Raw genomic sequence first — 11945 nt, 5'->3', positions numbered from 1 at the left:
TCAGACAAGACTGCAGGCAAATGCGATTGCCTGCAGTCTTTTTTTACACCGAATTGTTTAGGAATCTTTTTTAGCATTGCGGAACTGGTACCAGTTCGCTATGAGAATTAAAAATTCGTTATGAAAAAGAGATTCGCTCTGAAAACTGTAATTTCGCTATTAAAATGAATTTTTTCCTATGAAAAATTTTTCAAACAGATTTTTCCTGCTTGATGTGCCCCTGAGTGCTCCTGAAATTTGCAGTCATGTAATCCAAAGAAGATCTCTATTGATTTACGGAGAAGATTCAATTTAAGAATCTTGAGCCATTTTTATGCATCGACTCGAATGGACTCTCCCCGGAGTTTGAAAAAGATTATTTTCGCATCGTTTTCATCACATTGCCAAGCCTTTTGACTCCTTCGATGATCTCCTCTTTTTCCACATAGCTGAAAGAAATGCGCAGGAACTCGCTCCCTTTTGCCTGGTCCAGGAAAAAGTACTTGCCGGGGACATAGGAAACACCCAAATCAAGCGCTTTTTCCAGCATCTCCGCGGTATCCACTCCCGGAACCTTGAGCCAAACGAAATATCCCCCTTCCGGCATGTACCAGGAGACCTCTTCAGGAAGATTCTTTTTCATTGAAACGATCATCTCTTTTGCTTTTTGCCGATACGTATCCGTCAACAACTCCAGTCTTTTGCCAAAGTCAGTCCCCTCCAAAAAGGCAGCCATCGACGCTTGTGCAAACGGGTGGTCAAGATCTTTTTTAAACCATGCGGCTGCTTTGGTCACATCGCCCGGTCCAGCTAACCAGCCCACCCTAAGACCAGGAGCGACTACCTTTGAAAATGAACCGATATGGATGACCCGTCCCTCTTTGTCCAGCGCTTTTATAGGAACCGGCTTTTCTTTGAAACCCAACTCGCCATAGGCATCATCCTCAATGATCAGGAAATCGTATTTCGAAGCAAGGGACAGCAAATGCTCCCTCCGTTTTGCCGACATGGTTGTGCCTGTTGGATTTTGGAAGCTTGGAATCGTATAAAGGAACCGAGGCAAGGCTCTTCCCGTTTTTTTCCTTTCGGCGAGCGCCTTTTCAAACAAGGTGGTGTCGAGTCCGTGCTCATCGACCGCTAGGCTGATGAAACGTTCGGTGTAGTTTTTAAAGATCTCCAGCGCCTCCATATAAGTAGGCGATTCAAGCGCTACAACCGTATCGCGGTCAACGAGGACGCGCGCAAGCAGGTCGATTGCCTGGCAGGCACCGGACGTTATCAGCAGTTCCTCTTCCCCGACAGCCATACCTCGAACCGCCAGCCGCTCTCTGATTTGTTCCTTTAGCCTTGGAATCCCGGGGCTCCCAATATAGTGGAAGGGCAAATCCTCCTCCACATCAAGCATGCCAGCTATAGCGGCTTTGAACTCCTTCACTGGGACAAGATGCGGTGCCGGATAGCCGGAGCTCAAGCGGATGCACCCTGCTGGAATGTCCGGCAGCCATTCACCAGGAGGAGTGTTCTTCAATGCAGTTTTTATGTGTTCAGGAAAAAATGCAGTACCCTTCAAAACGTCTATGCTCCCCTCCTTTTTATCTGACTGTATTAAATGGTGTGTATATTCCCTTACCTTAACTTCCAAATCTTAGCCTGTCAAACAGGAGAGGGAATATTCAAATTATTTGTTTTGAGGATCATACCCATTGAAAAGAGACCATGAAACCCTGTCTAACAAGCATTATATTCTCTCCAACTAGCATCATATTCTCTCCAACTAGCATTATATTGCTTTCAACAAGCATTAAATTCTCTTCAGCCAAAAAATGGTCCAGCGGTAGATTCATTTGGCAGCATTTCTTTGAACCTTTGGAAAGTTCGCAAAAGTTCCTTCGAGCGATTCGTTCCTTCGAGCGATTCGTTCCTTCGATTCATTTCGACATTTCCCGGGGAATAAAATCCGTGCAGAGAGTCGGAGTGTTTGTCTTTCTGGCAACAAGTTATATATGATAGAAGTAGAATATTGAGAATTTGGAGGGATACCAGGATGGAATTGACCGTTTACTTAGCAGGACAAATTCATGATGACTGGAGAGAAGAATTCGCAAAAAAAGCAAAGGAGAAAAATCTCCCGCTAACATTTGTCGGTCCGCAAACGAACCACGACAAATCGGACAATATTGGCGAGGATATTTTAGGAAAACAGCCAGGGAACCTGTATAAGGACGACGCTGCTTCCGATATCAACAACTTCCGGACACAGGTTTTGATGCAAAAATCAGATATTGTCATTGCGTTATTCGGTGAAAAGTACAAACAATGGAATACGGCGATGGATGCAAGTGCGGCCATTACACTGAACAAACCAACAATCATCATCAGGCCTGAATCATTGATCCACCCATTAAAGGAACTCTCAAACAAGGCGAATGTAACGGTGGAAACGGTAGACCAGGCATTGGATGTCATCCGTTATATTTTTGAATAAGTTTTCCGAGGGGCCAGTGTGAGCGCGCATGGCCTCTTTTCTATTTTAGGCATGCGGCAAGCCACCCCCTCTGTCGGCATTGCCTCATGGGTCATAAATCCCGCTTCTTGCACCTGGAACATCCATCCAGGTCCACGGCTCCTTTCCTATTCTTCGTCCTGTTCAATCAATCTGTTTTTTGCCACACCACCGACGCCTGATTCCCCGTTTCCCCAGCAACATGGGCTATTTTCGGCACACTCTGGTTAACACGGATGCTATTGCCATGCCCTTACACTTTCGATCAGCAAATAGATTCCTGTAAATAGCAAAAGGATATACGTGAATAGGCGAAAAACGTGGTGGTTCATCCTTTTGAACAGAAGCTGGCCCAAATACAGGCCGATCAGCACCAGCGGCAACGCAGCCCCACTGAAAATCCAGACGGTCTTGCTTGTTCCCGCAAAAATCACCTGGATCAGTAAGCTGATGAAATAGATAACCAGATAGAATCCAAGTGTCGTGCCCCTGACCTTTTCCTTTTGCGCATCGGTTCCGGAAAAATATAGCAATAAAGGCGGCCCGGGCATCCCGATGCTTGTTGTAAGGGACCCCGAGAAGCCGCCAATCAGGAAATCCCGCCGTTTATTTTGCTTGATCCTGAATTTAAGGATCAGCATGATCGTCAGGCCGATGATGATCATGCTGATTGCCAGCTTTAGTTTCAATAGATCAATGAACAGGAAGATGGAGATGCCGATTGGGAGTCCTGCTATACTCCCTAAAAGGAATCTTTTCAGGACAGCATAATCAATATCTTTTCTGATGGTCCTTATCAATGCGATTGAAATGACAAGGGACAATACGAGATTAATTTGGATCGCCGCACGCGGTTCAAACAGCAAAAGAAGAAATGGGGTTGCCAAAATGGAAAAACCGAAGCCTGTACTCGTTTGAAGGATGGAAGCTGCCAAAATGATCACAATGAACAGAAAAATATCCATTACGAACCCCCTTTCCCGGCGTGAACAGGAATAACCGCTACGTGCACGAAAATGTCCTTATCCCTGTCCGAACTGCCAAAAGCATTGGATGACACTAGCACTTTAGCAAAAATGGCATCAAAAGTAAAAGGATACCCATAAAGATAGGTATCCTTCCATTACGCGCTATAAAAACGATCTTCCCAGGCTCCAGCCTGCGGGGCATCGGCTGGTGACAACGCCCCCTATCCACCGAGGATAACAACAATCCCAAGCGCGGATAGGATCAGGGACAGCAGGTAAATCCAATCCCTTGCAGCTACTTCCGTTGTTTGGTAATAAGTCCTGTCCCTTGTACCCGTGAATCCCCGGGCCTCCATCGCGACCGCAATCCGTTCTGATTTCCGGATTCCCTGGGTAAATAGCGGCAGCGAATACCTCATGAATGCTTTCCAGCTGTTCTTTTGCCTGTAGCCCCTGATTTTATGGGCCGTTTTCATCTGGCTTAGTTCGGTTTGGAATAACGGGATGAAGCGGATTCCGGCCAATAGTCCGTATGCCCATTTAGGCGAAAGCCGGCATTGGTGGACTAGACTCATAATGAAGGATGTCAAGTCAGTCGTGGAAGTGAATAATAATCCGTATGTGACAAACCCTAGCATCCGCAAAGCGATTGTGAGTCCATGATTGACACTCTCCTCTGTCACATGGAACCAGGCCCATTTCCAAATCGTTTCTTCCCCTTTTCCAAAGGCCGCCAACATCCAAAATACAAGCAGAAAAAATCCCAGATAAGGCAATAGCCTTTTCAAAAGATACGTCATTCTCCATCCGCCTAAAAAAATCCCAATGGACACAGCAAGCAGCCAGATGAACAAAGTCACCTTCGGATCCGATATGGCCATCAATAAAAACATCACCAAAAAGTGGGCGAACAGCTTGCAGGAAGGATTCAAGGCAGAAAGAAAGGAATGGTTAGCCTTCATACTACAACGCTCTCCTTCTGGCCATGCAGCAATTCGTAATGGAGCGGCGGGATCAACTTGCTTTCGCGCAAAAGCTTCCGGTCGGAAAATAATCCATATGGCGTCCCCTGATAAGCTGCCCTGCCCTTGCTGAAGAGTATGACCTGATCTGATAAATCATCCACCAAATCCATATCATGGGTAACCATGACTATTGTCGTTCCCTGTTCCTGTCTCTCTTTTAAACGTTTGATCAGTTCCCGGGCAGTTTTTTCATCCTGGCCGAATGTCGGTTCGTCAAGCAGCAATAAAGCCTGATCAAACAAGAGCATCGTCGCCACACTTAACCGCCGTTTTTGCCCTAAGCTTAATGTGAATGGATGGGTATCGCGATGAGCCTCCAATCCGAATTCCCGGAGCAATTGGTTTGTTTTCGTATCGATCTGCTTTTCTGGCCAATTTCTTTGCCGCCCGCCAAAAGCAATTTCTTCAAAAACCGTATTCGCGATGAATTGAAGCTCTGGATTCTGGAATACAAAGCCTGCTTCTTCATATAATTCCCGATCCGGCCATTTTCTTAGCTCAGTACCTTGGAAGTAGATCTTCCCTTTTTTTATCTGTTCGAGGCGGATCAGACTTTTCAGGAAGGTGCTTTTCCCGCTGCCATTCTCCCCGACGATGGATACCCATTCCCCTTTGTGGATCTTGATATCCAAGTTGGTCACGATCGGTTTCTTGCCATAGCCGATGTCTAGATTCTCGGTCCTGATCACGATGTCCCTGTCACTGTATCCTTCTGTTGCTGATTGCCGCTTCCCTTTGATCCTCTCGGAAAGCCTGACCGAGAGAGGGTGCGCAGGATTCCGGATGACATCCGACCATTTTTCGGGAAAGAGTTTCGGGCGCCAAATCCCGGCTTCTTCAAGTTCATGATGGAAGTACCTCAGGATGTCCTCCGGCTTCCCATCTCCGATGATGCTTCCCGTTTCGTTCATGACAATGACCCGGTCCATCCATTCAATACAGCCATCCAGGATATGTTCGACAAACACCATCGTCTGGTTTGTTTTTTCGGCAAGGTGATTCAATAACTCGAAGATCTCTTTCCGGCCAGCCGGATCCAGCTGGGCTGTAGGCTCATCGAAAAATAGCACTTCCGGCTCCAATGCTAATAAACAGGCTAACGCCAATCTCTGTTTCATGCCTCCTGACAGTGTTTCAATGGGCGTCCGCTTATCGACCTTCAGCCCTGCTTGATCCATGAAAGCAGAGATGAGGCTGTCCATATCGCTTCTCGGGATACATCGATTCTCAAGACTGAAGGCGATTTCCTCGTCCACATGCAGCATGCAGAATTGTGTATCAGGATCCTGGAACATGACTCCAGCGTTCTTATTCTTGAATACTTTCCCGCATACCTCTGCTTCGATATGCTCGGGGATGATGCCCGCGAGCACAGAAATGAGCGTGGACTTCCCGCTCCCGCTTGGGCCAAGGATCAGGACCTTCTCTCCTTTATTGATCGATAAAGAAATATTATTGAGTATTTTTTCGGAACGGTTGAAAAAACGTACTGAAAGATTTTCACATCCCAGTTGCATGTATGTTTTCCCTCTTCCTTTTTTCCTTCATGATTTCATATTGTTCCAACACACCTGTTTTAGCGAGTGAATCCACGATCACTTTCGCCAGCCAGCCGCCAAGGATGATCCCGCTTATGACATGGATGCCCAGCGTCATGTAAAATACTTCCTGCGTATAGTAACCAAACCCGTTTGCGATGAGGTTATATATCATCCCTCCAACCGCCGCCAGAGCCCCGGATAGCATCAATGTAAATAAGTTGTATTGTTTATACCTGAATAGGGCGAATGCGATTTCTGAACCAATCCCCTGGAAAACGCCAATCAAAAGTGCAGATAATCCAAAGTGGCTGCCAGTCAAAAGCTCTACGGCTGCCGCGACTACTTCTGCGATAAGTGCTGCTCCAGGTTTGCGGATAATATAGGCTACGATTGGACTGGCAATCACCCAAATGCCAAACATAAAGCCTGCACCCACCGGGCCGACAAGAGCGGAAATCGGGATCCAAAGCGTAGACCAGCCTAAATAGATCACTCCGCAAGCCACAGACAGGATCACGGCCAGGACTACTTCATTCATCTTCCAGTTCATCAGCGCACGACCTCCATGTTCACTGGCCAATCCTCGAGTCTATACGCCATATCCCAAAACATGTATTCAAGCTGGCAGCTTAATAAGAAATGTTCTTTCATCTTTTCCTTTTCTTTCTCTGTCGCATCCAGGGCCCACTGATCAAGACGCTCACAATAGTTGATTGTGATCGAGTCCGTGCGATTCCCATAAAAACAGATCCAGTCGAAAAATGGATGGATGCTCTCTATCTTCACTTCACTTAATATCTTTTTTCCGATTTCCCAATAGGTCCAGGGGCATGGCAATAAGACCGCTAAAATTTCACCCAGGGTTCCTTCGTGCGCAACGGTAAGCATATGGCGGATATACTGGTGGGCCGATGGGGATAATGGATAGCCCTGTAATTCTTCAAATCGAACCCCCGCAACCTGGCAAAAATTATGATGGGGGTGCGTTTCGCTGTTGATGATAAAGGAAATCTGCTGGTTGAACAGTTCCATATCATCCCGACTCTCACACTTTGAAATCGCTATTCCATAAATTCTGATGAATGAATTCAAATACTCAAAGTCCTGTTTCACATAGTGGATCAATTGTTCCCTTGTTAAATCTCCTTTGGCTATCCCCTGTACAAACGGATGCTCGAAAATCGCCTGGAAAATCGGGTCGGCTTCTTTCCTTAGTTCTGCTGAAAAACTCATCGTGATTCCTCCTCATTTGTTAAGATGGGAAGACACTGAATGGAGCGGCCCTTCCGTTAAAATGAAAAAACCGCCCCAAAAATGGAGCGGCAGAATAATCGTCAATCATATACCCATGCACAGACTCCACTTTCCTACGCTAGTATGAACTAGATCAGGTTCAAAGGGTCCAGGATCCTTCCTGTCTCAGCCATTCAATGGCTCCCCTAGTGGTCTTCCTATTAATTTACTATTTACTCTACACACGCTTTTCAATAAAGTCAATCAACTTTATATGCTTTCTATAAAGATAAACCGAAGGTACTACCCGGATTGTATCGACAAAATCCTTAAAAAGTTTCATGAATGACCTTTCCCGTCTGGGAAGTATCATAGTCGCCAATGGCGTTGATTTCTGATTGGAACTGCCCGGATGTCAAAATCTGTTTTACAGCACGGATGAACTTTTCATTTTCCTGTTTTTTGATGACGACTATGTCATAATGCTCCGTTATAAGCGGGATAAAATCGACACCAACAACCTTGGCTGCCTTTTCAATTCCCACGCCCACATCCGCCTTGCCTGCAAAAATAGCAGAGGCTACGCTTAGATGATTGCTTTCCTCTTGATGATATCCCTGGACTTGGCTTGAAGGGACGTCATGGATCCTCAACTGTTCATCGAGCAGAATCCTTGCGCCTGAACCTTTTTCCCGGTTGACGATCGAAACATCTTCCCTCGCCAAATCAGTCCACGATTGGATGTTCAGCGGATTTCCAGCTTTGACGTAGAGGCCTGCTTTTCTCAACAGCAGGTTCATTAAAATATATGGATACCCAACCAATATTTTTTTGATATAGGGAAGATTGTATTCGCCTGTATCCCCGTCAAACATATGGAGGCTGACGATATCGCACTCGCCGTTATACATGGAAATCAAGCCGTTCAAGCTTCCGGCATGCGACCTCAATGCCTTGAATGGATGATCCTTCTCCAAATATTTCCCAAGTATATCCAAAACCATGTCCTGGCCGCTGATGACCAGCCGTGACGGTTCCTTGCTGGCAGGCTGAGCAGGTTCTTCGATGACTGGAACATGCGAACCGGCCGTTTTATGATTGTTAATATATTGATCCAGATCTCTGGCATGCATCCTCATTTGCCTTCCCACCCGGAATACTGGAAGCTCGCCTTTTTTGACAAGATCGTATATGGTCAATTTTGATACTTTCAACAGCTGTGATACTTCTTCAATCGTATAGGAAAGCTCTTTTGGCATGATTGCATCCCTCCATCCTCAATTCTATCCCATAATCTCCAATAAAACATTGACATTTAGATGTGATATTTTTAACTTTATAACACGTTATAATTAGTTATAATCAATTATAATTAGATATAACATATTATATTTCAGGAGGATGAAAATGAGAAAGATTTGTTTTCTATTCATCACCATCATGATCCTATCAGCCATGACGGTTGGCTGTTCAAACAAAGAACAGGAGAAGGGGCCTGCCAAGGAGGCAGAATTGACTGTTTCCGCTGCTGCAAGCCTGAAGGATGCGTTGTCCGACATCACGGCTGACTTCAACAAGAAGCATCCAAACATAAAGATCCATTACAATTTCGGCGGATCGGGAGCCCTTCAACAACAAATCGCCCAAGGCGCTCCAGTCGATCTTTTCCTGTCAGCAGCCGAGGACAAATTCGATCAATTAGTCGCTGATGGCTTCATAGATAAAAATAATCAAATCGACCTCGTTGGCAATGAGATTGTCCTTGTTGTTCCTAAAGATGGAGATAAAGGGATCAATGGTTTTAAAGACCTGGCCAAAGCAGATAAAATTTCCATTGGCACCCCGGAAGCTGTCCCGGCGGGCAAGTATGCGAAGGAGACATTCGATCATCTGGATTTATGGAAAGCAATCGAAAGCAAAACGGTTTATGCGAAGGATGTCCGCCAAGTCCTTACATACGTGGAAACCGGCAATGTCGATGCGGGCGTCGTATATAAAACCGATGCCCAAGGTTCCCAAAAAGTGAAGATTGTCGAGACTGCGGACAAAGACAGCCACGGCCCCATCATCTATCCAGCAGGAATCGTCAAGAACAGTAAACAGATGGAAGAAGCCCAGTTATTCTATGAGTATCTTCAAAATGAAAAATCGATGGCGACCTTTGAAAAGTTTGGATTCAAAGGACTAAAGGAGTGACATGTCTACTGACTTCTGGTCCCCCATCAGACTGTCGGTCGAGGTCGCTTCATTATCCTGTCTCTTCGTCCTGGTCATCGGGGTCTGGCTGGGCAAGGCCATGGCCAATCGAAGCTTCAAAGGCAAAGCCATCGCAGAAACCATCTTTCTATTGCCTTTGGTTTTGCCTCCCACTGTTGTTGGCTTTTTATTGATTATCCTGTTTGGGAGCAGCAGTCCTGTAGGGCAATTCATCGAGTGGCTCTTCCATCAGCCTGTGATGTTCACGCCATGGGCAGCTGTCATTGCTTCCACCGTTGTCGCCTTCCCGCTTATGTATCAGTCCTCCAAGACCGGATTCGAAGCAATTGATGCGGATATCGAAAATGCCGCGCGCGTGGATGGCGCAAATGAATGGCGTGTGTTCCTTGCCGTATCTGTACCCCTTGCAGGCAAATCGTTGATCTCAGGAAGCATTTTAAGTTTTGCGCGGGCTTTAGGTGAATTCGGAGCCACCCTCATGTTCGCGGGGAATATTCCTGGCAAAACCCAGACTGCGCCTACGGCGATTTATGTTGCCATCGATTCAGGGGATATGGGGACTGCCTCCCTCCTGGCAGCAAGCATGGTCGGGATTTCCTTTTTCATGTTGCTGTTCCTCAATTCCTTGAAAAAATAAAATTTCCGCGCCAATGAGCAAAGAAGCTGTCCCATACCTCAAGGGACAGCTTCTCTCATTCTCCATCAAATCATTTTTGCCGACAGAAAAAGAACCTTCGATCCCGAATCAGATCAAAGGTTCCGAGGAATCATAGCTCATTGGTGAAAAGGCTGCTTAGCGTTTTCCTTTCCTGGATCCAAAGGATTAACTGTATGCCGGTGCTTTTTCCTCCAGACCAAGCGTCTGTGCAGTGGAAGAATGGATTTCCTGGAAAAGCTCCGGATTTTCCACTAATGAAACGCCATAGGATGGGATCATTTCATTGATTTTCGATTTCCATTCAAACATCCGCTCTGGGAAACATTTTTCCAATACCTCCAGCATGACATGGACAGCAGTAGATGCACCCGGAGATGCGCCGAGCAATGCGGCGATCGAACCGTCCGCTGCACTGACGACTTCCGTTCCAAATTGGAGTGTACCTTTGCCGCCGGCTTCGGTATCTTTGATCACTTGCACACGCTGGCCGGCTACTACTGTATCCCAATCCTCGCTTTTGGCGTTCGGGATGAACTCACGCAATTCCTCCATCCGCTTTTCGTGTGATAGCATCAGCTGCTCGATCAGGTATTTTGTCAATGCCATCTCTTTTACCCCTGCCGCAAGCATGGTGATGACGTTGTCCGGTTTTACAGACGTAATCAAATCCATATTCGAACCTGTTTTCAAGAACTTTGGCGAGAACCCGGCGAACGGTCCGAACAGAAGGGCTTTCCTGCCATCGATGTATCTTGTATCAAGGTGCGGCACAGACATTGGCGGAGCACCAACCTTCGCTTTGCCGTATACTTTTCCATGATGCTGCTCTACCACTTCAGGGTTGTTGCATACCATGAAGAGTCCGCTTACCGGGAATCCGCCAATATGCTTCGATTCAGGAATGCCGGTTTTTTGCAGTAAAGGCAGGCTTCCGCCCCCGCCGCCGATAAAGACGAATTTCGCAGTATGATACTCGATTTTACCGCCATCGAGGTCTCGCACCTTCACTTCCCATAATCCATCGCTTGTGCGTTTGATATCGTTGACACTGTGCTTATAGTTAATCTGGACGTTTTGATCCTTCAAATGATCAAACAACGTGCGTGTCAATGCGCCAAAGTTGACATCCGTTCCAGATTCAATTTTTGTTGCCGCAATCGGTTCATCGGAAGTACGGCCTTCCATGACCAACGGAATCCATTCTTTCAGTTTCACAGGATCTTCGGTATATTCCATCCCCTCGAACAGAGGATTAGTTGAAAGCGCTTTAAAACGTTTTTTCAAAAACTCAACATTTTGTTCACCCTGCACCAAGCTCATATGCGGGATTGGCCTGATGAATTCCTGAGGGTTGTGAATCAGTTTGCTCTTTACAAGATAAGACCAAAACTGTCTTGATAGTTGGAACTGTTCATTGATTGTTATCGCTTTCCTAACATCTATAGATCCGTCCGGTTTTTCTTTTGTGTAGTTCAGCTCGCAAAGTGCAGAATGGCCAGTCCCCGCATTATTCCACTCATTCGAGCTTTCCTCTCCTGGGCCAGCGAGCTTCTCGAACACTTTGATATCCCATTCTGGCGCTAATTGCTTCAATAAGGACCCCAAAGTCGCACTCATGATACCGGCACCAATTAATATAACGTCTGTTTTTTCCTGTACGCTGCTCATTATAACCATCCTTATCCCCTAAATTTGCAAAAAGGAGTAGGCTCCTGCTTAGGTGTCATAAAAAGCAAGGGGCGCTACCTAGGCACACCTTTTTTGATTTCTACCATTACCATACTATATTCTATTATAATGATTAATTGCCCAAAATATCTA

Annotated in this window: 11 protein-coding genes and 1 riboswitch; of the genes, 3 read left to right on the top strand and 8 right to left on the bottom strand. The window is 46.1% G+C overall.

Translation table 11 applies throughout. The features are described 5' to 3' along the window. Nucleotides 1-355 precede the first annotated feature (355 nt). Nucleotides 356-1549 carry an aminotransferase-like domain-containing protein gene (locus JJQ88_RS03110; protein WP_210364282.1) on the bottom strand — a complete coding sequence of 398 codons (1194 nt, stop codon included), beginning with the start codon at nucleotides 1547-1549 and terminating at the stop codon, nucleotides 356-358. A 474-nt stretch (nucleotides 1550-2023) separates the two neighbouring features. On the opposite strand from JJQ88_RS03110, the gene JJQ88_RS03105 reads away from it, so the two are divergent. Next, nucleotides 2024-2464 carry a YtoQ family protein gene (locus tag JJQ88_RS03105; protein WP_210364281.1) on the top strand — a complete coding sequence of 147 codons (441 nt, stop codon included), beginning with the start codon at nucleotides 2024-2026 and terminating at the stop codon, nucleotides 2462-2464. Nucleotides 2465-2721: 257 nt separating this feature from the next. Here JJQ88_RS03105 and JJQ88_RS03100 read toward each other — a convergent pair whose 3' ends face one another. The 6 genes from JJQ88_RS03100 to JJQ88_RS03075 all read right to left on the bottom strand — a co-directional run bounded on the left by JJQ88_RS03100 (nucleotide 2722) and on the right by JJQ88_RS03075 (nucleotide 8508). Continuing rightward, on the bottom strand, nucleotides 2722-3447 hold the full coding sequence (locus JJQ88_RS03100) for a sulfite exporter TauE/SafE family protein (RefSeq protein WP_210364280.1): 726 nt from the start codon (nucleotides 3445-3447) through the stop codon (nucleotides 2722-2724). Between the two features lie 224 nt (nucleotides 3448-3671). Further along, on the bottom strand, nucleotides 3672-4412 hold the full coding sequence (locus JJQ88_RS03095; RefSeq protein ID WP_210364279.1) for an energy-coupling factor transporter transmembrane component T family protein: 741 nt from the start codon (nucleotides 4410-4412) through the stop codon (nucleotides 3672-3674). Next, entirely contained in the window at nucleotides 4409-5992 is a 1584-nt protein-coding gene (locus JJQ88_RS03090) for an ABC transporter ATP-binding protein (protein WP_210364278.1), read from the bottom strand. The genes JJQ88_RS03095 and JJQ88_RS03090 overlap by 4 nt, the downstream gene beginning before the upstream one ends. Then, on the bottom strand, nucleotides 5976-6566 hold the full coding sequence (locus JJQ88_RS03085) for an ECF transporter S component (protein ID WP_210364277.1): 591 nt from the start codon (nucleotides 6564-6566) through the stop codon (nucleotides 5976-5978). The genes JJQ88_RS03090 and JJQ88_RS03085 overlap by 17 nt, the downstream gene beginning before the upstream one ends. Then, nucleotides 6566-7249, bottom strand: coding sequence for a thiaminase II (tenA, locus tag JJQ88_RS03080; protein ID WP_210364276.1), 684 nt, complete (start codon nucleotides 7247-7249; stop codon nucleotides 6566-6568). The genes JJQ88_RS03085 and tenA overlap by 1 nt, the downstream gene beginning before the upstream one ends. A 114-nt stretch (nucleotides 7250-7363) precedes the next feature. Then, nucleotides 7364-7467, bottom strand: a riboswitch (TPP riboswitch). Between the two features lie 111 nt (nucleotides 7468-7578). After that, complete coding sequence (locus JJQ88_RS03075; RefSeq protein WP_210364275.1) at nucleotides 7579-8508, bottom strand: substrate-binding domain-containing protein; 930 nt, start codon at nucleotides 8506-8508, stop codon at nucleotides 7579-7581. Nucleotides 8509-8656: 148 nt separating this feature from the next. Here JJQ88_RS03075 and modA point away from each other — a divergent pair, with 148 nt between their 5' ends. Together modA and modB are read left to right on the top strand one after the other, a co-directional pair. Next, nucleotides 8657-9445 carry a molybdate ABC transporter substrate-binding protein gene (gene modA / locus JJQ88_RS03070; RefSeq protein WP_210364274.1) on the top strand — a complete coding sequence of 263 codons (789 nt, stop codon included), beginning with the start codon at nucleotides 8657-8659 and terminating at the stop codon, nucleotides 9443-9445. A 1-nt stretch (nucleotide 9446) separates the two neighbouring features. Next, complete coding sequence (modB, locus tag JJQ88_RS03065; RefSeq protein ID WP_210364273.1) at nucleotides 9447-10103, top strand: molybdate ABC transporter permease subunit; 657 nt, start codon at nucleotides 9447-9449, stop codon at nucleotides 10101-10103. A 186-nt stretch (nucleotides 10104-10289) separates the two neighbouring features. On the opposite strand, the gene JJQ88_RS03060 is transcribed toward modB, so the two are convergent. Then, on the bottom strand, nucleotides 10290-11792 hold the full coding sequence (locus JJQ88_RS03060) for a malate:quinone oxidoreductase (protein WP_210364272.1): 1503 nt from the start codon (nucleotides 11790-11792) through the stop codon (nucleotides 10290-10292). Nucleotides 11793-11945 lie beyond the last annotated feature (153 nt).

Source organism: Bacillus sp. REN3, from assembly GCF_017912555.1.
Lineage (GTDB): Bacteria > Bacillota > Bacilli > Bacillales > Cytobacillaceae > Mesobacillus.
Note: the sequence above shows the minus strand (reverse complement) of the source record. Positions and strands in the feature narration are given on the sequence as shown.

Coding starts and splice junctions, on each gene's coding strand:
- JJQ88_RS03105 (WP_210364281.1), top strand. CDS start 2,024: ATGGAATTGACCGTTTACTTAGCAGGACAAATTCATGATGACTGGAGA.
- JJQ88_RS03100 (WP_210364280.1), bottom strand. CDS start 3,447: ATGGATATTTTTCTGTTCATTGTGATCATTTTGGCAGCTTCCATCCTT.
- JJQ88_RS03095 (WP_210364279.1), bottom strand. CDS start 4,412: ATGAAGGCTAACCATTCCTTTCTTTCTGCCTTGAATCCTTCCTGCAAG.
- JJQ88_RS03090 (WP_210364278.1), bottom strand. CDS start 5,992: ATGCAACTGGGATGTGAAAATCTTTCAGTACGTTTTTTCAACCGTTCC.
- JJQ88_RS03085 (WP_210364277.1), bottom strand. CDS start 6,566: ATGAACTGGAAGATGAATGAAGTAGTCCTGGCCGTGATCCTGTCTGTG.
- tenA (WP_210364276.1), bottom strand. CDS start 7,249: ATGAGTTTTTCAGCAGAACTAAGGAAAGAAGCCGACCCGATTTTCCAG.
- JJQ88_RS03075 (WP_210364275.1), bottom strand. CDS start 8,508: ATGCCAAAAGAGCTTTCCTATACGATTGAAGAAGTATCACAGCTGTTG.
- modA (WP_210364274.1), top strand. CDS start 8,657: ATGAGAAAGATTTGTTTTCTATTCATCACCATCATGATCCTATCAGCC.
- modB (WP_210364273.1), top strand. CDS start 9,447: ATGTCTACTGACTTCTGGTCCCCCATCAGACTGTCGGTCGAGGTCGCT.
- JJQ88_RS03060 (WP_210364272.1), bottom strand. CDS start 11,792: ATGAGCAGCGTACAGGAAAAAACAGACGTTATATTAATTGGTGCCGGT.